Genomic DNA, 21,826 nt, shown 5'->3' with positions numbered 1-21,826 from the left:
ACCGCCGCGGAATCGCCCGAACTTAACCGAAACTTTGTACGCGCCTCCACCGTCGGTTCGCAGCGGTCCTCGGTAGACTGCGAGCATGGCCGCCGTTAGGGTAGGTCAGACGTAGATCGCCCCAATCTCCACCTCCCATCAGGACACGTAACATGAGCACCAACGACAAACGAAATCTCGATCGTCGCGACTTCAACCGTCTCTCGGCCGCCGCTTTGGGCGGAATGATCGGGGGCGTCTCGCTCGGTTGCGGCGAAAGCGGTAAGCCGGATGTCGCTGATACGGGGAGCGGCGGTGCAGCTGCCGCCGAGTTTCACCTGTGCCGCGGTTTGAATGAGTGCAAGGGGAAAGGAAAAGGGGGCGACAATGATTGCGCCGGGGCCGGCGCTTGTTCGTCCCTCGCGGCGCATGCCTGCGGCGGCCATAACGAATGCAAAGGGCAAGGGGGCTGCGGCAAGGAAGTCGGCTTGAACGAGTGCAAAGGGAAAGGCGGTTGCGCCATTCCGCTGATGGAAGGCGCCTGGGACGAAGCTCGCGAAAAGTTCGAAGCCAAGATGAAAGAAGCGGGCAAAGAGGCCAAACCGGCCCCGGCCCCGATGCTGTAATTCGTCTTCTCGATTCACGTCCGGCGCGGCGATCGTTCCGCGCCGGCTAGCGCACATGATGAGAACGTCATGACCGCCGCGCGGCTGGGCCATCAAAACTTGGGACTGGGGGTCGGACTTCGCGCCGCCCACTTCGGCCACATTCTGCAGCAATGGCCGGCCGTCGATTGGTTCGAGATCATCTCGGAGAACTACATCGACACGCAAGGGCGTCCGCGCTATGTCCTCGACCAAATCGCAGAACGTTACCCGATCGTGATGCACGGCGTTTCGATGTCGATCGGCAGCACCGATCCGCTCGACTTCGCTTACCTGGCGAAGCTGAAACGTTTAGCCAACGAGATCAACGCTCGCTGGATCTCCGATCATCTTTGCTGGACCGGAGTCGCAGGCCGCAACTCGCACGACTTGCTTCCGATTCCGTACAACGAAGAGTCGCTCGCACATGTCGTCGCGCGCATCAAAACGGTGCAGGAGTTTCTCGAACGTCCGCTCGTGCTGGAAGATCCCAGTTCGTACGTCACCTTCGCCGCGTCGACGATGACCGAGTGGGAGTTTCTGACGGCGATGTCGGAGGAAGCGGACTGCGGACTGCTGCTTGATGTGAACAACGTCTACGTCTCCGGCGTCAATCATGACTTTGATCCGGCCGGATACGTGCGCGGCGTTCCTCACGAGCGGGTCGTGCAGTTTCATCTGGCGGGCCACACCAACATGGGCGACTACTGCATCGACACGCACGACGCCGCGGTGATCGATCCGGTCTGGCAGCTCTATCGGTTGGCGTACGAGCTGACCGGCGGAGCGTCGACGCTCTTGGAATGGGACGCCAACATTCCGCCGTTCGACGTCCTGCATGCCGAAGTGCTGAAGGCCCGCGACCACATCACCTCGCAGTTAGGCGAACTGCCGACGTCGACCGAAACGCCAAGCGGCGAAGTTCACGCGCCCCATCCCCTTCACTTTGTTGCGCCGGAGATCGAATGAGCGAGCCTGCGCAACTTGCGAAGCTACAGCGCTGGATGCAAAGCGTGATCTCTTGCCCCGGCGGAGTCTCGGCCGGCATCGACGCATCGCGGCAATGGATCGACGTGGCGAGCGACCAGGTCGAGCAAGTGATCGAGCGGAGCGAAAAGCGGACGAGTCTGCAGCGTTTGCAGGTTTACGGCAACGCCTACTTCGCGCGGCTTGTCGAGTGCATGCGCGAGCAGTTTCCGGCTCTTTGCGAAACGCTCGGGCAAGAGTTGTTCGATGGGTTCGCGCTCGACTACTTGGACAAGCGTCCTTCGACCAGCTACACCTTGTCGCGACTCGCCGATCAGTTTGTCGAACACCTGGAAGCGACCCGCCCAACGAGCGACGGCGGCGAACCTGGCTGGGCCGACTTTCTGATTGATCTCGCGTCGTTTGAATGGAGCGTAGCGCAAACGTTCGACGGTCCAGGCGTGGAGCAGAGCGGCGTGATCTCGCCGGAGGATCTCGCCCAGGTGTCGCCTGACCAGTGGCCCGATTGCAAGTTGATCGCGGCGCCATGTTTGAACTTGCATGCGTACCGTTTTCCGGTGAACGATTACTTCACGCAGTTTCGTTCTGGCCAAACGCTCACCATTCCGCCGGCCGAACCGACCTGGCTGGCGCTGTCGCGGCGCGACTACATCGTGCGGAGGGTTCCGCTGGAGCAGGGAGAGTTCCTGCTGCTTCACTCGCTGATGACCGGTGAGTCGGTCGGCGACGCGATTGAGCAAGCGGCCGAACAAGCGGCCGATTTGGATGCGCTTGCCCGCCAATTGCCCGATTGGTTCCGCCGCTTCGCCCGCGAGGGTTTCTTCGTGCAACTGGTTAAGCCGTAACACTAGCCCGCAGCGCAAGCGAGGGAATGCGGCCGCTGGTAAATGACGAATGTCTAATGACTAATGTCTAAAAGGATGGAGAAGGCGCTTCTTGGCATTAGACATTAGTGATTAGTCATTAGACATTTGCCGCCGCTTTCGTCGCTTGTGAAGCGGTCTCGCCGTCATCGACCGGTTACGCGGGGGACGCTAAAGCGATAAAATAGGGGATTGCAAATCTGCACCCCGCCTCATTTAGCGCAAAGAGGAGATGCGATGAAGGTCGCAACCATCGAGACCGACAAAGGTACGATCAAGATTCAGTTGCATGATGACAAGGCGCCGAAGACGGTCGCCAACTTCGAGAAGCTGGCCAAAGACGGCTTCTACGATGGCCTGAAGTTCCATCGCGTCATCCCCGACTTCATGATCCAGACCGGTTGCCCGCACGGTACCGGCACCGGCGGTCCCGGTTACAAGTTTGAAGACGAATTCCACCCCGACTTGAAGCACGTCGGTCCCGGCGTGTTGTCGATGGCGAACTCGGGTCCGAACACCAACGGCTCGCAGTTCTTCATCACCCATGTGAAGACCGAATGGCTCGACGGCAAGCACTCCGTCTTCGGCAAAGTGATCGAAGGTCAGGACGTGGTCGACTCGATCAAGCAGGGCGACAAGATGGTCAAAGTGACCGTCGCGGACGCCTAACAACTACCAATCGAAACGCGGCGCGATGCGGGAGGAGACTCCCCGTCGCGCTTTGTCGATCGATTTAGCGATACGGCTTCCACTCGGGCGCCGTCGCCGTGCGAGCGGCCGGAGTCGCCGCTTCTGGCGGCGGAGAGAGATCTACTGTGGACGGCACGCCAATTCGCGGTGCGTGCGACATTCGCGGCTGCAACTCTTGCATCGCCGGCGTCCAGCGAGACGAAACTTTCGCCGGCAATTCGATGCGGATCTCTTTCTTCTGCTCGATCTTCCGTCCATCCGGCGTTTCGTAGCGGACGAACAAGACGAGCGTTTCATGTTCGGGATAGCCGCCGGGCCAGGGCAATTGCATATGAATCCCCTTCCCTAGCAGCGAGCGCTTCATCTTCTCTTGCGCTTCGTACGCTTCAAAATCCCAGCGAGCGACGTACGCCTCTTTCCCTTCCTTCTGCGGATCGAGCAGGACGATCGACAGCTGTCCGGTTTCGTCGACGTATTGACCGTTGCGATTGCGCGGCTCGATGACGACCATTACGCCTTCATCGCCAGGCTTCTTGTCAAAGTCGTAGCCGCCGGTCAGACGGGGATTGATATGAATCGCAGTCACATGGCGATCGACCACTTCGGCCTCTTCAGGAGAAAGAGCCATGCCCAGGTCGATCGTCGGCGCTTGCAGCGCCGGCGAACCGGTCACCGGTTTCAAACGGGTCGCGAGCATCTCCGGCGTCTCGGGCAGGTCGTTAAACGACTGGAAGTCGTCTTCCAGGTCAGGCAAGCCAAGTCGCTTGCGAAGCGTTTCGTTTTCGCGGCGGACCGAGTTGATCTCGGCGTTCTTTTGTTCGACCACGTCCTGCAGTGAGTAGACCTTGTCCTCCAGGTAGCGCAGGTCGCGCTCCAGCAGTTCCATATTCGGATCGCTGCGGCAACCGGAAAGAACCAGTGCACACAACAGGCCGAAGAGCGGAGTTAGCAGGCGAAGTCGAATCACGTGTTTGCTTGTTCGGGGGAGAACAAAATGCCGGCGCACGCCGACTGCGAGAGGAGGTAAATAGAGAATTCGGCAGCGGCTGTCAAACCCAACCCCGGTAAACGGGCGGCGAATCTTCAGCGATTTCCTGCAGACGGCGGTAAAAAACTTCGGCTGCTAGCACTCGCCGCTTGCTATGGCGTCTTTGGGGGGATTTCGGTAGAAGTTCCAGCGCCTAGATATTTTTTTATTGATGGATTCATCTGGCAGGACGCAAGTCATGGCGCTGAACCGAAAATCGCGCGAAAGAGACTACGAGGACGACGACGATCGTCCGTCCAAGTCGCGACGAAGAAAAAGCCGCAAAAGCAGTGGCGGCAGCTGGCGCTGGATCGCGCTGATACTGGTGCTGGCCGGTCTTTATCTATTACCCAGCATCGTGGCGATGACGCCGCTGCTGGGGCTCGCCGTTTCGAGCGCCACCAGCGGGATCAATGGCAAGGCCTCGGTCGGCAGCGCTTCGCTCGGTTGGATGTCGGCGACGACGATCCGCAACGTTACCCTCTCCGACATGGATGGGAACGTCGTCGCGACGGTCGAAGAACTGAAGACCAGCAAGTCGCTCTTGAGCTTGATCTGGAATCAGAAAGATCTCGGCGTCGTCGAAATCACGCGTCCGACGGCCGACATCGTCGTCTCGCCTGGCACGAGCAACTTGGAAGCGATTCTCTTTCCGCCCGACGCCTACGAGACCGTCGAAGAAGTCGCCGCGGCCGATACGCCGCTGACGCTGCCGAAGATGAACATGACGATTCGCGAAGGAACGATTCAAATTCGCGAAACGACCTCCACCGACAAGTGGTCGCTCGACGACTGTGCGCTCGATTTCAATTCGGCCACCACCGCCGAAGGAGGACTCGCCCAGAACTTCACGCTGCAAACCGCCGTTAAACAAGCGGAACAAACGGGCCAACTGCAAGCGCAAGGGAACCTGACCGGCAGCGAAGCGGTGGTCGACGTGATCGCCACGAATGTGCCGCTTGGCTTGGTGCAGCCGATTGCGACTCGTTTCGAGACGCAGCTGCGCACGCAAGGAAAACTAGACGGCAAGTTGCGCCTGGCGCAAACGGCCGAAGGAAACTCGATCTCCGGCGACATGCAGGCGATCATCGGCGGAATCGTCTGGCCGGCCGTTCTGGGAACCGAACCGGTCAGCGGCGGGCAGATCGCCTTTCACGGCAAGATGCTGCATGGCGCTGGTCGTCTGCGGGCTGAGCAAGTCGCGGTGACGACCGACTTTGGCGCCAACTTCGTCGCCGACGGCGACGTGCCGATCTCGCAACTGACTGACTTTACGGCCGTGCCGATCGCCGCCAGCGAACAAGCGTGGCGACTGGGCGGAACGGTCGATCTCGAAAAGCTGGCGGCTCGCTTGCCGCATTTGATGCGACTGCGCGACGACGCCGTCATTAAGTCAGGCCAAGCCGTCTTTCAGCTGGCGCATGATCCGCAGCAGCCGGGGCTGATTTCCGCAGTCGGCAACGTCAGCGACGTCGGAGCGATCGTCTCGGGACAGGAAGTGACGTGGCGCGATCCTCTCTCGGTCAATGCGACGCTGGCGCAAACTCCGTCCGGCTTGCAACTGCAGCATGCGGCGGCGAACTCCAGCTTCCTGGTCGCCGACGGAACCGGTGACGCCAACGGCGCCCAGATTCATGCGACGATCGACCTGGCGAAGCTGTCGGCCGAACTGGCGCAGTTCGTCAATTTGGGCGTTGACCTCTCTGGCGCCGCCGATGGCATGGTTCAAATTCAACGGCAAAACGCCAACGTCGCATCGCTGGCTGGTTCGTTCCGTGGCGCCAACATGCGAGCGATTCGCGATGGCGTCGACATCTGGAACGACGCCGCAGCCGAAATCAAATTCAACGCGATGATTCGAGACAACTCGGTGGTCGAGACCGGATCGTTCAGCTGGATCGCCGGCAACGATCTTTTGATGCTCGAAACGGCTGCGCCGATAATATTGGGCGGCGTCGAGCCGAAGCAGTTGAAGTTACAGCTTAACGGGTCGCTTGGCCATTGGCAGAATCGCCTGGCGGGGCTGATGAATCTCGGCGAGTTGCGACTCGACGGCACGACCGCGGCGACGGCCGGCGTGGTGATGACCGAGCAACAAGTGACCGTGTCGGGCATTCGCGCCTCGCTCAGCAACCTGTCGGTCACCTCGCAGACGTTGAACGTCTTTGAGCCGAACCTCGAAGTGGAAGGAGATCTGACCTACGGTCTGGAAGATGGCCGGATTCAGTCTCCCGGCTTCACGATGGTTGGTACGACGATTTCCGCCCGTGGCAAGCAAGTCAACTACTTGCCCGCCACCGCAACGCATAAAGGGTCGGCGGTCGGTAGCATCGCCTACCGCTTGGATCTCAATCGGACGATGCAGTGGAAGCGTTGGGGCGCGCAGCCTCCGTTTCTACCGGCCGGCGAACTGGCCGGCAGTTTGAACTTCACGCAAGAGACCGGCGGCGCGACCGCGCGGATCGTCGGCGAGATCAAGAACTTCCAGCTCGGCGCCCTGTCGCGCGTCGCAGCGCCGCAGATGACGCAGGTCAGCATGGCGAACAATGTCGCCGGCGGTTCGCAGTATGACGTCGTCTGGCGGGAACCGAGCGTTGGATTTGAACTGAACGGCCAGATCGACGCCGCCGATACCGCGACGATCGAAACAATGCAGCTGACGACCAGCGCCGTGCAAGTCGCCGCCGCCGGCAAGGTGGAGCAATGGTCGACCGCGCCGATCGCCAACTTGCAAGGCAACGCGAACTACGACTGGGACCTGCTCGCTCCGGTGATCGCGTCCTTCGCCGGTAAAGAAGTGAAACTGACCGGAAAGCAGCAATCGCCGTTTCAAATCGCCGGTCCTTTGACGGCGCCCGAAACGCAATCGACCGCGCCGTTCGCGTGGCTCTCGCCGCAGTTGACCGCCGCCGGGTCGATCGCGTGGCAACAAGCGACGCTCTACGGCGTACCGATCGGCGCCACCAACATCAAAGCGAACTTGAACCAGGGAATCATCGGGTTTGATCCGCTCCGCATCGATGTTAGCGGCGGCAAAGTGAACGCGCAGCCGCGAGTGACGCTGCTGACCAATCCGCCGCTGTTGCAATTGCCGCAAGGCCGGTTGGTCGAGAACCTGGCGATCACGCCGGAGATGTGCCAAGGTTGGATGAAATACGCGGCGCCGCTGTTGGCCGATTCGACTCGCGCGGAAGGTCGCTTCTCGCTCGACGTGCAGCAAGCCGATTTCCCGGTCCTCAATCCGATGGGTGGTGAAGCGGTCGGAACGTTGACCATTCACGGCGCCGAAGTTCGCCCTGGCCCGCTCGCGTATCAATACGTGGTGCTGGCCAAGCAGATTCAAGCGATCGTCAAGAAGCAGATTCCTGGTCAAACGAACCCGAACGAAACCGTCCTGATGCGAATGCCGGAGCAGCAAGTTCCGGTGCAAATGGCCGGCGGTCGCGTCTATCACCAGAATCTGACGATGCAGATCGACTCGGTGCAGATCATCAGCCAGGGATCGGTTGGCGTCGACCAGTCGATTCAGATGCTCGCCAAGATCCCGGTGCAAGAGGCGTGGATCCAAAGCAATCCTGCGTTGGCGTCGCTCCGCGGCAAGACGCTGGAAGTGCCGATCAGCGGAACGCTGGAGAGCCCGAAGCTGGACGCTCGTGCGATCGAAGGGATCGCCGGCCAAGCGATCGGCGGCGCGGCGCAAGATCTGATCGAAAAAGGTCTGAACCGCGGCTTGGATAAGCTGTTCAATCGCTAAGCCGACTATTTCACTTCGAGCGGTTCCAACTGGTTGGAGCCCTCGTGCACGTCGATTTCGGCGAGCGGTTGTTGTGGATCGCGATAGCGATAGTTGAAACGATCCGCTCCCTCTTCGACCGAACCGTCGACGTTCGTCGTTGTCGGCCAGAAGACGGTTACCGCGTAGGCGCCGGGCTCCGAGACGCTGACGACGAACGTCCCGTCTTTGCCGGTCCGCGCTGTCGCATCGGCCGCCGCGTCAGGGTTGCGATCTTTGTGCAGAAGCACGTAGACGCCGTCAGCCGGCTTTTTCCGGAAGCGCACGACGCCGGAGACGAGCGTTTCCGTCGGTACAGCTTTATTGCAACCACCGTTGAGAGCCGCCGTCGCGACCAGGACGGCGACGAATCCGCTTACGCTATTGCCCATCAGAGATCACCTCGCCGCTGTCGCGCGTCACCAGGTACATCAGCGTCGGCGTGCCGCTGCCGACCAGGTTGTAGCTGGCGGTGCTGATGTTGCGATTAACCCAATCGTCGAGCCCTTTGCCGGTCAGGATCACGACCAGTAACTCCACCAGGGTAACGCCACGACGCAGTTGCACTTCCGTTGTTTCCTCGTTGCCTGTTCCGATGAAAGTGCGATTTAAACGCACTTTCTGCGCCAATGGATAATGCGGGCGCATGAAGAGTTTTTCAGCGCAATTCCTGCGGATTTTCGCTTTCGGAAGAGACCATGGCCGGCGTCGTCTGGCGGGCCTGTCGGTTAGCGCGACAGGTCCGGCGAAAAAAACGACAGAGGGATCCCGCCCCGTAGAAGGAGCCTATTTGCGGAGAAGGTTAGCTTCCAGGCAACCAGATCGCCCCACGGCTTTCCTGCTTGGCATTCTGCCCAACGCGGCGTGCTTTGATCCGCACATAGGGAGCGACGTAGCGGCTGCGATCGGCGAACGAATCTGCCTCGGCGTCGTCCTTGGCGTGCAGCGGCTCGACCAGATCTTCGATGACAAAGCCGCTACGGCACATCAGCCCGATCAGCTCTTCCCAGCGATGGAGATACTCGAGCGTCCCTTCCTCGCGATGGCGACTTCCAGCGACCGGCGGCAGCGGACCGCGGCGATAGTAGGGCTCGATCAGTTCGTAGCCGCCGGCGCTGCGGCGGATGTCGGTCTGCAGGCTGGTCGGCGTTTTGTGTTGACTGATGTACGTGCCGCCGTCGGTAAGCAGTCGCGAAACTTCGGCGTAGACCGGACGGAGATCGGGAACATAGCAGGTGCTGACCGGATGGATCACCACGTCGAAGTCAGCCGTGCCGAGCATCGAGAGATCGTCCATCGACGCTTCGACGGTGGTGAGCGTCAGACGTCGCTCGGCGGCGACCTGACGATCGAGCTCGAGCTGAGCCGGGCTGATGTCGACCACCGTGACGATCGCCCCTGCCGCGGCGTACAGCGGTCCTTGGCGACCGCCGCCGGCGCCGAGACACAAGATCCGCTTGCCGACGACGCTGCCGCCGAGCCATCCCCAGCGATCGACCAGGGTGAGCGGATCACGAAAGTCTTCGTCTTTCGCCGGGCGCGCGAAGCGATCACGTTGATGGACTTTGCGATCCCACGCGGCGCGATTGTGATCGAGGGCTTGGCCGTGCGATTCCGAAGGATTGTCGTCAGTCGACAAGGGAGCGATTCCTCAGCGTTACCAGCGATAGTCGCACTGACGGCAGCGGACTTCGATTTGCAGGATGTCGATTCCACGCGGGCGATCAGCGCCGCACCGCGGACAGATAAAACCAAAATAGGCCCGCGCGGCCGAACGGCCAAGCTCCCAATAGAGGAGCGCGCAGAGGATCGTGTTGACGCCGGCGTACGCCGAAGGCCAAGGATGCCCCACCGCGAGCGAAGCGACCGCAAACAGGGCCGACGAAGCGGTGGCGAACGCCAGGTAATAGCGAGCGGTCGCCCAGACGGCGCGTCCGCCGAACCAGAGTCCTACCGCCAACAGCAGCGGCAAGTAAGGGAACAGCATGAGCGCCTGGGTGCGGTCGTGCGACTGAAAGGCAAGCGCCACGGCGACGCACAATTGAAATAGAGCGAGCAGCGCCGAGAAGAGATAGACGAGCGCTACCGACGGCGGAGTCGCCGAGACGACGTCGGACGAGCCGCCGTCGTCAGGCGAGCGGAACGGATTGGAAGGCTCGCCTGTCGACATGCGTTGGTTCCATAAAAAAAGCCGACGTGCGGAAGTCGCGAGCGTCGGCTTATCGATTGTCGTTTCGCAGTTTCGCGAAAAGCTTAGTCGAGGAAACCGACCAGCTCTTGGCTGCGGCTCGGCTGCTGGAGCTTGCGAACCGCCTTCGCTTCGATCTGGCGGATACGTTCGCGGGTCACCTTGAAAATGTGGCCCACTTCTTCCAGCGTGTAGCTGTAGCCGTCGCCCAGACCGTAACGGAGTTTGATGATCTCACGTTCGCGGTAGCTGAGGGTCTTCAGCACGCGGCTGATGCGGGTCCGCAGCATTTCCTGCGCGGCGCCGATCGCCGGGCTTTCGGCTTCGCCATCGGGAAGCAGATCGCCGAACTGGCTATCTTCGCTGTTGCCGACCGGACGATCGAGCGAGATCGGATAGCGGCTCATCGCCAATACGCGACGCGCTTCTTCGACGGTGGTGCCGGCGCGACGGGCCGTTTCTTCCAGCGTAGGTTCGCGACCCTTTTCCTGGAGCAGCTGGCGAGCGACGTTGCGAACGCGCGACATCGTTTCGACCATGTGAACCGGGATGCGGATCGTGCGGCTCTGATCGGCTACGGCGCGGGTGATCGCCTGGCGAATCCACCACGTGGCGTAGGTGCAGAACTTGAAGCCGCGGCGATACTCGAACTTGTCGACCGCACGCATCAGGCCGGCGTTCCCTTCCTGGATCAGGTCGAGGAAGCTGAGACCGCGGTTGCGATACTTCTTGGCGATCGAGACCACCAAACGCAAGTTCCCTTCCGACAGCTCACGCTTGGCTTGCTGATATTCGGAGTAGATCACCTTCAGCTGGTTGACGCGACGACGCAGGCTGGTCGGCGTTTCCTGGGTAGCGACCAGGATGTTGCGATATTCGGCGACCCAGTCGGCCCGATCAGCTTCGTGACCTTTCGCCTTCTTGTGTTCGTCGATGCGAACTTTGAGATCGTCAATGCGCTTCGAGAAATCTTCGAGCGTGCCGATCTTCGATTCGATGCGCTGGGTGCGTAGACCTAGCTCTTCGACCAGTTTCACGGCGCGGCGGCGGCGACGACCAAGGCGAACCCACGCTTCCGCACGTTGCGCTTCGCTGCGCGACTTGCTGGTGGCGATGCGATAATCGCGATAGTTGCGCTTCAGCAGCGTTTCGAGCGTTTTCAGATTGTGGGGCAAACGGCCGAGGATCTGCTCTTTTTCCAAGCGATCGGTCACCGAGACCTGCACGGTGCGATCGAACGGCAGTTCGCCGTCCTGAACGCGACGCAGGACTTTGATCGCGTCTTGAATGACGTAATCGCATTCCAGCAGCATGCCGCGGAACTTGGCGCGAGTCAGCTCGATCTTGCGAGCCAGGAAGATTTCTTCCTGACGGGTCAGCAGCGGGATTTCGCCCATCTGCGTCAGGTACATACGAACCGGGTCGTCCGACCAGGTTTCGCCGTCATCGCCGAGAAATTCGTCGGACGAATCCTCGATGCTGTCATCGTTATCGTTGTCGATGTCCAGCATGGGGCCGTCATCGCTGTCCCCATCCAACACTTCGACCGAAGCGTCGAAATCGCGGGGGCTGCGGACGCGAGCGTCATCGTCTTCAAAATCATCAATCAGGGCGTCGTACAACATTGCACTCCTTCACTCGCCAAAACGTGAGTTGGGATTTCCTGGTCAAGGAAGCGGCTAAGAACGTTCGAGCTTCAATCCACCTGTTTGATCGCGACCGGCGCCGAGGGTAACGCTTTCTTAGCGTTGCATGCGGGAACTGCGATCTACCTTACGATGAGGCGGGGAAAAGGGTCTGTCGTCTTAGTGCTTCTCTTGTTGTTTTTTCGCGGCGGCTTGGCATCAAACCAAGCAAGTCTACCACCGAACTAGTAACGCATCGCCGTCCGTGGACATTTGGTAAAAGATTAGACATAAACGCGTTACGACCTCGATCCATATGTCGCAACTGCGCCGCTTTCCCAAGACGCCGTATTTTTCCTACGTGCTACGTCCGCCAACTCTTGAGTCTTGCGACGGCATCCTGCCCATCTAATTTGACATCGCCAAGTGGAACCGCTTGTTCCGCTTCATCGATGCCCAATCAGACATTGCCTAATCGCCTCAAACTTGCCAGTCATTGAGACCTCTCAGTCACTCTGACCTGGTGGCAAGCTTGCACTTCTGTCATCTGCTTAGCCGATATCCCGAATACACATCGCGGATATTAAGGAATCGGTTATGCTAACTATTCTAATCAAACGTATTGTCCGGTTTCCACGAGTTTTCCTCGCGTGGAACGCGCATTGCCCGCCATTTATGGGGTGATTGACAACGAAAGACATTTCTGTTGCCAAATTGGAACGATGCGACGACTCTGGAAGACGCGATACTACTGCGGTGAACCGAAAGCGAATCCGCAACTCCCTTCGCCTACCGATTTAGCGACCCTTGGGTTTTCCATCTTCGGATTTGAGCGTCTTCCTCAATCCATCGCCGCGGCGGTAAGATGTCGCTAAGGGTGCGAAACGGGATTAGTTTGCGATTGCTTGGCCTCTTCTGTCCAAATTTGCAGTCTTTAAATTTTAACTAGGGGCACCGCTCGGTCTAGAGTTTAGTTTGGATTTCCTCCTGCGGTTCGTCCCGATTTCCATTCCCCATAAAATTGCCTAAATTGCCTAGGCGTGGCGTTTTCTCAACTCGACGAAAATGTTCAACATTCCAGTTGATATTTCGCGCTATCTCATCGGCTCTTCCGCCGGCTCTAGTGCTGGTTGTTTCCCGCAATCGGGCTCGATAGCATAAACGCCCCCCTCCTATTCCTCGACCTTCGGGAGTTGCAACGGATGAATTCGCAGAATCTGGCTGGAAAGACCGCCCTTGTCACCGGAGCCAGCATCGGAATCGGTCGCGCCGCAGCGATTTCGCTCGCCAAACGAGGCGCCAACGTCGCCGTAAATTACCGCTCGCAGCCCGAAAAAGCGGCCGAAGTCGTCGAAACCATCGAAAAACTGGGTGGCCAGGCGATCGCCGTCCAAGGGGATGTCGCCGACCTTGCGGCCGTCCAGGGAATGGTTGAGCAGGCGGTCGCCAAGTTTGGCAGCCTAGACGTGGCGGTCAGCAACGCCGCCTACAGCGATCGGCAACGCTATTTTGAGGCCGATTTGGACGGTTTTCGCCGTACGGTCGACGTCACGATGTGGGGCGCCTTTCACCTGCTGCACGCCGCAACGCAGCAGATGCTGAAGCAGGGAAATGGGGGCGTGATCACTTTCGTCAGCTCCCCCCACGCGTTCATTCCGGCCCCCAGGGCGATGGCCTACAACATGTCGAAAGCGGCGCTCGATCACATGGCGAAAACCGCCGCGATTGAGGTCGCTGAGTTCGGCATCCGGATCAACATTTGCCAGCCTGGCTGGACCGATACGCCCGGCGAACGGAAATTCGCGTCGGAAGAAACTTTGCAGACCAGCGGCGCCAAAATTCCGCTGGGACGCTTGGGAACGCCGGAGGAAATGGGGGAAGCGATCGCCTATCTGTGCGATCCGGCCAACAGCTACATGACCGGGGCGACCCTGCTGGTCGACGGCGGCATCAGCTTGCCGTGGTGGGGAAATCGCGGTTCCGCTGCGCCGGGGTAAAGAATCGGCGAAAAACCGGAAACCTGCCGTTTGAGCGGGGCGCCCTCGCGAGTTTCGATTTAAGATAGAGGTTTCCACCGAGCCCGTTTGGTTCCCTCTTGTCGCTAGTCCTCTCGATCTATGCTGAAATACCTTCTTACGACCGATGACGGTGAGCAAGTTGTCGTCACTCCGACCCAAGCTGGGGAAATGATTCAAACCCCCAGCGGCCGCACGGTCGAAGTTCCGCCTCTTCGCGAAATGCGAACCTTGCCGCTCTACGAAGAGGACTCTCGCAGCCAATCGACCGGTTCGCGGGGAGAATGGAATCGCGCGGCCGGCCTGCTCTTCGCGGTCGGTTTCGTGATCATGCTGATCGGCTTGGCCTACGGTTCGTACGTCATGATGAACGTGCCGGAAGCGGTCGAAGTCGAACCGCTGCCGAAAGAGCTCGTCGTCAGCGAATTCCAAAAGCTGCCTGCTTCCGAATCGTTGGACATGTGGAAAGAGTTTTCGGAGAAGGGCTATCTCGATAAGATTCGCGACCTGCGAACCCACCCCGAAATGGTCAACATCGTGCGCGCGAATCAGCTGAAGTTCGCCGCCGGCGGTTTTGGCGTCGGAGTCATCGGCTTGGCGATCGTCGCCGTCGCCGCGGTGATGGGAACTCGCAGCAAGCGGGGCTAACGCCTACTTCTCGAAGATGCGTCGCCATTCGACGTCGGGAAACGGTCGCCAGCGACCGACCACCTTGGTTCGCTCTTCCGCCAGGCGCGGCTCCAGCGTCGCCATATCGAGCGTCAGGCGGATCTCATTCCACCAGCCGCCGCCACGTAAGACGTAGGCGTCATGCGATTCCGCCATCCGCCAGCTTCCCCACTTGTCGAGCTCGGGGTAGACGTCGAGGATGCGAGCCATCGTCGGATCGTCTTTGCTGATCGATCGCAAGCTGCGGCAGACCAGGCAAACGCCGCCGCGGAGCGACTTTGGCGATACTTTCTGACCGCACCCGCTGCATGTTTGCAGTTCTGTGGTGAGCAACCGATCGTTGCTGACGGGACACGTGGCGAATTGGTCCTTGCATCCCCGCTTGCCGCTGATGGTCGACGTCTCGAGGTCCGACTCCAGCACGCATTTGCCGGTCAGCTCGCACGTGGCGATCGACTCGACCGGCGCGATCACGCCGCTATCGGTGACCCCCAGGTGATAGCTGATGCGGCCGGTCGCTTCGCAGTGGAATCGCGGCGGCGAGATATCGCCCGAAACGAAGTGTCGCGCCCAGCCTTCGAACGGCAAGCTGGTCACGCTGTCGCCGATCAGGATGTCGATCTTGCCGATCACGTATTTGCACCAGACGATCGTCGCCAGCATCCGATCGCCAACTTGCGCCGCCATCGCGCGGTCGTGCGATTGCTCAAGCAAGATCTGCACATTGGCCCGTGCGTCGCGCGTGTAAGCCAAACGTCGCGATAAATGGTTCAGCCCGAACGCGTCGATCTCTGCGCCGCTCAGTTGTTCGCCGGTGCGCCAAAAGAACTGATGTCGCACCGTTAGGCCGTCGGCCGGAATCGACGTCATCCGAAGCAACGGACGTTCTTCCAGACGGCAGCCGCCCAATTGGCACTTTCCCCCTTCGATCACGTACGGAGCGAAGATCGCTTCGGCCAACGCGCCAACTCCTGACGGTTCGTCGTCTGGGGCCGACTGCGGAGCGGGATCGAGTTGCTCCAGTCGGCGAAGCATCTCTTGCCAGAAGGTGCCGGCCGGGCTGATCACCACCGCGCCGTCCGTCGCTTCTTCCCCATGCGGGCCGATCCGGTAGCGGAACTCGGCCGGCGGCCAGGTCGCCTGCGGATTGGAGGGAGTCGCCAGATAGAAGCCGTCTCCCTGATCGGCGACGTCGACACCTAACTGCGCAAGCGCCCACGCGACGAAGGTCGCGAAGTCCTCTTGGATCGCGGCGGAGTCGGTCATAGGGCAGGCGAGTCGGGTGGTCATATCAAAAACGGGGAATATCTCTGGTTTTATCGGCCGCCGCTTGCGTCAAACCTGCGGGGATCTGCGGACCGGTCGACGCAGGCCCAAAACAAAACTGCGTGATCGTCACAGCCGTTAAAGCCTGAATCATCGCAGGCGAACGTTTTCCTCGCCAGCGGGCGAAAAAGGGTGAGTTGTTCCCCGCCGAGTGACAGCTAGTTGGCGCCCCCTTTGGCTAAATTGGGGGGATGAAAGAAAAGCACCCTGAACAGTACATCTTCCTGATCACGATCAGCGAAACTCCCAAGCCGCAGCCTCCCCGGGTCACACAGCGTCGCGCGCCGGCAGGGAAACGCCCAAGTCGTTCAAACCGCTCGCTGGACGCTGACGCCGCTCAACCGACGGACCAGCCGTCGCATCTCCAGGACGCAAATGGTGGAGAGGACATTTTGGATCGGTAGCCCGCTCCGACTGACGACGGCGTCCATATCGGCCGGCTGACCGTCGGCCAGCGCTTGCATGATCGCCGTTTCCATCTCGTTCAATTGCAATTCAATCGGGCGATGGATCGTTTTGCCATCTTCGGTTTTCGCCGGTCGGGTCAGCGGGCCAAGCTCGTCCAGCACGTCGTCAATCGACTCGACCAGTTTCGCCCCATCTTTGAGCAACCGATGACAGCCGCGAGCGTTGGCGTTATCGATGCGACCCGGAATCGCAAAGACCTCCCTCCCCTGCTCCATCGCACAGCGGGCCGAAATCAACGCTCCGCTCCGCAGCGCCGCTTCCACGACGATCACCCCCAGACTCATTCCGGTGATCAATCGATTCCGCTGTGGAAAGGCGCCGCTCAGTGGTTTGGCCAGCGGCGGCGATTCGCTCAGCAGCGCCCCCTGCTCCGCCACTTCATCGGCCAGCGTTTCATGTTCCGGCGGATAGATGTTCCGCAGTCCGCTCGCAAGATACGCGATCGTACGACCACCGGCACGAAGGGTTCCGCGATGCGCTGCGGCGTCGATCCCGCGAGCCAAGCCGCTGACGACCGTAAAGCCGGCCTTCGCCAGTTCAAAGCCGAACCGCTCGGCTTGCTGCAGACCATAGCTTGACGCGTGCCGCGTTCCGACGATCGCTACCGACAATGCGTCGGCCGGCGTCAACTCGCCGCGCAGAAAGAGAATGCTCGGTGGATCGGGGATCTCGGTCAGCAGATGGGGATAACGCTCGTCGTCGAGCGTCATGATGTCGACGCCAAAATCGACGCAGAGCGAGATCTCGCGATCGATGTCGATTTCCCCGGCCGTGGCGATCTTCTGGCTCAGCTTTGGGCCAACGCCAGAGACCCGTTCCAGCTCGTGGCGCGATGCGGTCAGGATCGCCTCGTGCGTGCCAAAATGCTCGAGCAAGACCTGGGACGTGCGCGGACCGACGCCCGATACGAGCGCCAGACGCAGCTTGGCGCGAAACGAAGGGTCTGCAATTCGGTCTGTGAGATCGCTCATCACCGGCTCGCTGCTCCCCGTAGGGGTATTTTCGCGTGCCAGTATAGTGGGGTTTGTGCGGGAATGCCAGGATTTCGGTTCCCTTTGACGGCCAGGCTCGATTTCTGGCTCGTTTGCGTCGTAACCATCCGCGGGCGGCGCTCATAGGTTGTTGATAGACTGGAACTTTCGACTCCCAGCCCTCTTCCCCTTTGCATCGTGCTCATGAAGTTCGGCTTTTGCATCACGCTCTCGCTCGTTTCGATCCTGATCGGCGCGAATCTTCTGTTGGCCGCCGACGAGCAGCCGAAGCGCTATCTGGCCGCGATGGAAAATGGGGAGCGGCTCGCCGACGAACAGATCCGCAACTGGTACTCCAACAACGCGCTGCCGCAACTGGCCGGTCGCAATCTGATCGACGGCGACAACTCGATGCGGTGGCTGCTCGATCGGTCGCTCCAGCCGAGCGAAACGCCGAACGCCTACATCGAACTGGTCAGCGGCGATCGCCTTCCCGGCGACGTTACGCGGTATGTGCCGACTTCGTCGGTTCAAGGGGCGATTGTTCCTTCCCACTTTGAAGTCCAGCCGACGGTCGATATTCGCCGGCCTGGTGATCAGCGCATCGACTATTCGGTCCGCGTGCTCGATCGCTTCGTCAAGAAGATCGTCTGGAAGCGGGGCGGTCCGATCGATCGCTACGAACCTTCAAGCGCCTACTATCGCGATGGCCGCAAAGTCAGCTTCCGTGCGATTCGCCTGGTCGATGGAGACGCTCATCTGCTGCTGGCCAATGGCCGACGCGTGGCGCGGTTCGACGAACTGGCCGAGCTCCACATGCCGCAAGCCGACAGCTGGAACGTTTATCTCGACGAACTAGGGACGTTGCTTCCCAATGGTTTCAGCGATCCGAAGATGTCCCGCATCCTGCAGTGGGAATCGATCGACGGCATCGTCGCGACCACTTCGCTCGAACGTTTCGACGCCGATTCGCAAGGAGACAACAACCAGGGAGATCGCTGGGTCCATGCGATGCAGCCTGCCTGGTCGCTCGACGTCCTCTGGATTCCGAATGCCCGCAGCTATTTGCGACGCAGCTTTGCGCCCGAGCGTCCGCCGCTGGTTCGGTTCGCCCAAACCGAAGATCGGAGCGGCGCGTTCTTCTCGGAGAATGGTTGGCCGGTTCGTAACAATCGAAGCGTTGTCGGCGGTCCGCTCCGCACGGGAGACGAACTGTATGGCTGGGGCTTGGGCGTGTTGGCGGCCAGCAAGATCAGCGTTCCTCTTTCGCCGCTGGTCCGCGGCTTTCAAACCAAGATCGGCTTGGACTACGCCGCGCGCGACGGAGGTTGCGTGCAGGCTCGCATCTATCTCGACAACGAGCGACTCTTCGAGAGCCCGCTGATCGTCGGTTCGAAAGAGGTGATCGACAGCGGCGCCCTTTCGTGGCCTGCCGAGAAGAAAGTGAAGGAGCTTCGCTTGGAGGTCGACCCGGCGCATGACAATCGCCCGGCGGGTGCCGATCCATTCGACATTCGCGATCTCACCAACTGGCTGGAACCGCAGTTTTTGCTCGATCGCGGACAGCTTGAAACGGAAGTCCGCGCTCGGGCGATCAAGCAGATTGCCGCATGGGAAGGCTGGGCCGTGGCGCCGCAGCCGGAAGGAGAGATCCGGATCGTCAACCTGCGGCGCGACGTCGATCGTCAGCCGATCGAATGGCGCCTGGCGGCGCTCGCCGTCAACAAGCCGTTTGAGTTGCGGCGGACGCTGGATCTGTCGGCCGACGACCGTTGGCTGACGATCACGACCGATCGCTGGGGCAACTTCGGCGCTCCGCCCCGTTTGGAAGTCTTGCTCGACGGCGCTACCGCGCTCGAAAGCGAACTACCGGAGAGCCAGCGTCATGAGCTGGGACAAACGCCGCGCTACGTTTCGCTCGCCGGACGAACTGGGCCGGTCGAAGTTGTTATACGACAGTTTCCCTGCGACGCGCGGATGCCGATCGACTGGCGCGAAATCAGCGTTGGCCCCGAACGGATGACGTTGATCACCGTACTGGAAGACCCGACTGCCGAGCAGGTCGCCGAGATGAAAACGGAGTCAGGCGCAGAGGGGAAAGTCGAATTGGTCGACTCCCCCAGCATGATCGGCGCGCCGGCGATCCGGATCGCACCGAGTGACGAATTCGTCGAAGTGGCGAAGTTCGATCCGCCGCTGGTGATTACGGAACGGTCGGCGCTTGGCGAATTGCGGTTCCTGAGGTTCGCCTATCGCAAGGAAGGGGGCGGCCGATTGGAGATCCGCTTTTCCCACTCCGGCGATCGCGAAACTCCCGCGATCTATCGCATCGGCAAAGGCTCGGCGAAAGAGCCAGGGTACGTCGTGCTCGACGCCGGCGATTTGAAAGAAGAGTGGCGGATGGGCTTCGCTGACCTCTTCGCCAACTTTGGGGAGATCGGCGTTACGGGAATGTCGATTCGCGTCGTGGACGGCGGACATTGCATCTTCGATCACTTCTACCTCGCACGTCGCCATACCGATTACGAGTTGATCATCGCGCCAAGTCCCGATCGCAACAACTGGGAGAACTGGAATGATCGCCGCGAGCAAAACTTGCCGCAGGCGCTCGCCGCTTCGGTAACGATCGACTACGGCGACGGTCGCCAGGGACGCGGCTTTATCGTCCATGAAACCGAAGGTTGGGTCGTGGCGCCGGGACATCAGGTCTTTCCGCCGCAGCGCGACGTCAAGATTACGACCGCCGATGGGCAAACGTTCGCGGCGAAGACCGCCGGCGTGGATCGCGAGCACGACCTTGGCCTATTGCAAATCACCGACATGCCGCCGAAAGACAATCGCTGGCCCTGGATCGACCTCACCTATCGCGAAAACTACGAACGCCAGCAAGTGCTGCTCGCGGTCGGCGTCGACGCCAATCAAAAGCCGGCCGCCGAGGTCATTCGCAAAGAGGGAGAATTCTTCGGCGCGATTTGGACTTCGCCTCCCGACTTTCCGTTTGACGTTGGGCAAGGAGCGATTGAGATCGAACAACGTCTCGGCGGCCTCTGCGTCGAAGTTCTCAGCGGCGGATCGCCGGTGATCGTCAATCCGTATCCGGTCCGCAAGCATTGGGATCGGCTGAAGCGGAACGAAGTCTTCGGCGATTGGTTGATCGGCGCCGGACCGCAAATGGGAATGAACGTGCGTCAGGCGGACGGCGGCGTCGAAGTGACCGAAGTTCGTCCCGGCGGACCAGCCGCCGAGATCGGCTTCCGCGTCGGAGATCTGCTGACGAAGGTCCACGGCCGCGAAGTACGGAGCCGCGGCGACGTGATGTCCGCGGTCTCTGGGCTCAACCCAGGGGATGAAGTCGACATCGAATACCGCCGCATCGCCGATCGCAGCTCGAAACGGCTGAAGCTCGGTCGACGCGATTAACTACGATCGCTCTGCCGGAGCGATGCTGGTCGAAGCGCCTGGATCGGCGGTCAGCTCGAACTTGTACTCGCGCGGGCCGAAGACCCGTTCGCGGTAGAGAACCAAACCGTGGGCGGCGTGATAAAGAGCGCCGCATTCAAGCGGAGCCCCTTCGGTTTGCTCGAACACCTTGCACATGTGCTGGGCGGCGCGAGCGACCCACGGTTTGTTCAGCTCCTCTTCGGTCAGCGACAGCGAAAGGAACTCGAGGGTGTGCCCCGTCGTGCCGATGTCTTCGGCCAGGTCAGGCGAGCTGCCCGGACGGAGGAAGTAGTTGCTGCTGAGGGCGCCGTTGGGGTTTTGGTATTCTCGCGCCTTGCGAATCGCTTCTTGAATGCGATCGTCGGCGGCGACCCATTCCGGCGTCATTTCGCCGTTTTGCGCCGTGTGACGATTGAGAGCCATCGACAGACCAATCAGACGATGGGTACCGCCGCAAGCGCCGCTCCCAAAGCCGTGATCGACTTCCGCTTGAACCAGGCCCGGGATGCTCCACTGTTTGCCGGCCGAGTCGACCCAGCTGGTCGTGGTCGGCAAGTAGGCGGTCAGCGCGATCAAGGTCCAGCTGTATTCATGATCGAAGTTGCGCGAAAGGTCGAGTTGCACCTGGCCGACGAAATCGGCGACGGTGTACTCGTTCCCATCAAACTGAATCGTCGTCTCCGGCGACAAGTTGCATTGCGACAAGATGGCGAGCCACTGATCGTTGTGCCCTTGGCCCGTTTTGGTTCCTTGTTCGAGCAAAGCACGCAGCCCGTAACGCTTTTCGCCATCGGCGCCGACGAACGGCAGCGGCGAACCGCGCTCCATCGTCCAACCTTCCATCTTCCCTCCATCCAGAACGTGCTGGACGGCGGAGACGTACTTGCCGTCATTCTCAACCGGGAAGACAGCCTGGTAGGCGAGCGCTCCGTGCAGAATCTGCCACGCGGCGTGATCCTTGGTGTTCAGCCGGCGATTGGCCAGCGTGTAGTCGAGAACCGCATCGATCCGATCTCGCAGCTTGTCCATGTCGATTTCGGTCGACGCAGTCGGCAGCTCTTGCCCTGCAGGGGGAGCAAGCGACGGACGGCAGCTCGTACCGGTCAGAACAAGCGTCATAACCACGACCAGGCAAAGACCGAAATACCGAACCGACGACAT

17 protein-coding genes are annotated in these 21,826 nt (G+C 60.5%); 8 read left to right on the top strand and 9 right to left on the bottom strand.

Features of this window, described 5'->3' with window-relative positions; all coding sequences use genetic code 11:
- Nucleotides 1-152 precede the first annotated feature (152 nt).
- The 4 genes from LOC68_RS15705 (at nucleotide 153) to LOC68_RS15690 (ending at nucleotide 3,142) form a co-directional block, all read left to right on the top strand.
- Complete coding sequence (locus LOC68_RS15705) at nucleotides 153-605, top strand: hypothetical protein (protein ID WP_230220447.1); 453 nt, start codon at nucleotides 153-155, stop codon at nucleotides 603-605.
- 69 nt (nucleotides 606-674) lie between these two features.
- Nucleotides 675-1,592: an MNIO family bufferin maturase gene (gene bufB / locus LOC68_RS15700; RefSeq protein WP_230220445.1), complete on the top strand. Its 918-nt coding sequence runs from the start codon at nucleotides 675-677 to the stop codon at nucleotides 1,590-1,592.
- Nucleotides 1,589-2,455 carry an HvfC/BufC N-terminal domain-containing protein gene (locus LOC68_RS15695; RefSeq protein WP_230220443.1) on the top strand — a complete coding sequence of 289 codons (867 nt, stop codon included), beginning with the start codon at nucleotides 1,589-1,591 and terminating at the stop codon, nucleotides 2,453-2,455. The genes bufB and LOC68_RS15695 overlap by 4 nt, the downstream gene beginning before the upstream one ends.
- Nucleotides 2,456-2,710: 255 nt before the next feature.
- A complete protein-coding gene (locus tag LOC68_RS15690; RefSeq protein ID WP_230220441.1) occupies nucleotides 2,711-3,142 on the top strand; it encodes a peptidylprolyl isomerase in 432 nt (143 codons plus the stop codon).
- A 64-nt stretch (nucleotides 3,143-3,206) separates the two neighbouring features.
- On the opposite strand, the gene LOC68_RS15685 is transcribed toward LOC68_RS15690, so the two are convergent.
- A complete protein-coding gene (locus tag LOC68_RS15685) occupies nucleotides 3,207-4,130 on the bottom strand; it encodes a hypothetical protein (protein ID WP_230220439.1) in 924 nt (307 codons plus the stop codon).
- A 259-nt stretch (nucleotides 4,131-4,389) separates the two neighbouring features.
- Between LOC68_RS15685 and LOC68_RS15680 the strand changes: the two genes are divergently transcribed.
- Nucleotides 4,390-7,944, top strand: a complete 3,555-nt coding sequence (locus LOC68_RS15680; protein WP_230220437.1) for a hypothetical protein — start codon at nucleotides 4,390-4,392, stop codon at nucleotides 7,942-7,944.
- 5 nt (nucleotides 7,945-7,949) lie between these two features.
- Here LOC68_RS15680 and LOC68_RS15675 read toward each other — a convergent pair whose 3' ends face one another.
- The 5 genes from LOC68_RS15675 to LOC68_RS15655 all read right to left on the bottom strand — a co-directional run bounded on the left by LOC68_RS15675 (nucleotide 7,950) and on the right by LOC68_RS15655 (nucleotide 11,775).
- Complete coding sequence (locus LOC68_RS15675; RefSeq protein ID WP_230220435.1) at nucleotides 7,950-8,354, bottom strand: hypothetical protein; 405 nt, start codon at nucleotides 8,352-8,354, stop codon at nucleotides 7,950-7,952.
- Nucleotides 8,344-8,529 (bottom strand): prepilin-type N-terminal cleavage/methylation domain-containing protein, encoded by a 186-nt coding sequence (locus LOC68_RS15670; RefSeq protein ID WP_230220434.1) that lies wholly within the window; start codon nucleotides 8,527-8,529, stop codon nucleotides 8,344-8,346. The genes LOC68_RS15675 and LOC68_RS15670 overlap by 11 nt, the downstream gene beginning before the upstream one ends.
- A gap of 235 nt (nucleotides 8,530-8,764) precedes the next feature.
- Complete coding sequence (locus LOC68_RS15665) at nucleotides 8,765-9,601, bottom strand: class I SAM-dependent methyltransferase (protein WP_230220432.1); 837 nt, start codon at nucleotides 9,599-9,601, stop codon at nucleotides 8,765-8,767.
- Between the two features lie 18 nt (nucleotides 9,602-9,619).
- Complete coding sequence (locus tag LOC68_RS15660) at nucleotides 9,620-10,132, bottom strand: hypothetical protein (RefSeq protein ID WP_230220430.1); 513 nt, start codon at nucleotides 10,130-10,132, stop codon at nucleotides 9,620-9,622.
- Nucleotides 10,133-10,215: 83 nt separating this feature from the next.
- Nucleotides 10,216-11,775 (bottom strand): sigma-70 family RNA polymerase sigma factor, encoded by a 1,560-nt coding sequence (locus LOC68_RS15655; RefSeq protein ID WP_230220427.1) that lies wholly within the window; start codon nucleotides 11,773-11,775, stop codon nucleotides 10,216-10,218.
- Between the two features lie 1,202 nt (nucleotides 11,776-12,977).
- Between LOC68_RS15655 and LOC68_RS15650 the strand changes: the two genes are divergently transcribed.
- Nucleotides 12,978-13,772 carry an SDR family NAD(P)-dependent oxidoreductase gene (locus LOC68_RS15650; protein WP_230220426.1) on the top strand — a complete coding sequence of 265 codons (795 nt, stop codon included), beginning with the start codon at nucleotides 12,978-12,980 and terminating at the stop codon, nucleotides 13,770-13,772.
- Between the two features lie 120 nt (nucleotides 13,773-13,892).
- On the top strand, nucleotides 13,893-14,438 hold the full coding sequence (locus LOC68_RS15645) for a hypothetical protein (RefSeq protein WP_230220424.1): 546 nt from the start codon (nucleotides 13,893-13,895) through the stop codon (nucleotides 14,436-14,438).
- Nucleotides 14,439-14,441: 3 nt separating this feature from the next.
- Here the strand turns inward: LOC68_RS15645 and LOC68_RS15640 are convergent, their stop codons facing one another.
- Both LOC68_RS15640 and dprA read right to left on the bottom strand, forming a co-directional pair.
- Entirely contained in the window at nucleotides 14,442-15,725 is a 1,284-nt protein-coding gene (locus tag LOC68_RS15640; protein WP_230220422.1) for a hypothetical protein, read from the bottom strand.
- A 368-nt stretch (nucleotides 15,726-16,093) separates the two neighbouring features.
- Nucleotides 16,094-17,224 (bottom strand): DNA-processing protein DprA, encoded by a 1,131-nt coding sequence (gene dprA, locus LOC68_RS15635; RefSeq protein ID WP_230220420.1) that lies wholly within the window; start codon nucleotides 17,222-17,224, stop codon nucleotides 16,094-16,096.
- Between the two features lie 204 nt (nucleotides 17,225-17,428).
- Between dprA and LOC68_RS15630 the strand changes: the two genes are divergently transcribed.
- On the top strand, nucleotides 17,429-20,644 hold the full coding sequence (locus tag LOC68_RS15630) for a PDZ domain-containing protein (protein ID WP_230220418.1): 3,216 nt from the start codon (nucleotides 17,429-17,431) through the stop codon (nucleotides 20,642-20,644).
- Here the strand turns inward: LOC68_RS15630 and LOC68_RS15625 are convergent, their stop codons facing one another.
- Nucleotides 20,645-21,826, bottom strand: a complete 1,182-nt coding sequence (locus tag LOC68_RS15625) for an ADP-ribosylation factor-directed GTPase activating protein isoform b (protein ID WP_230220416.1) — start codon at nucleotides 21,824-21,826, stop codon at nucleotides 20,645-20,647.

Origin of the sequence: Blastopirellula sediminis, assembly GCF_020966755.1 — a bacterium.
GTDB lineage: Bacteria > Planctomycetota > Planctomycetia > Pirellulales > Pirellulaceae > Blastopirellula > Blastopirellula sediminis.
The sequence above is the reverse complement of the archived record's forward strand: the minus strand, read 5'-3'. Positions and strand labels throughout refer to the sequence as shown.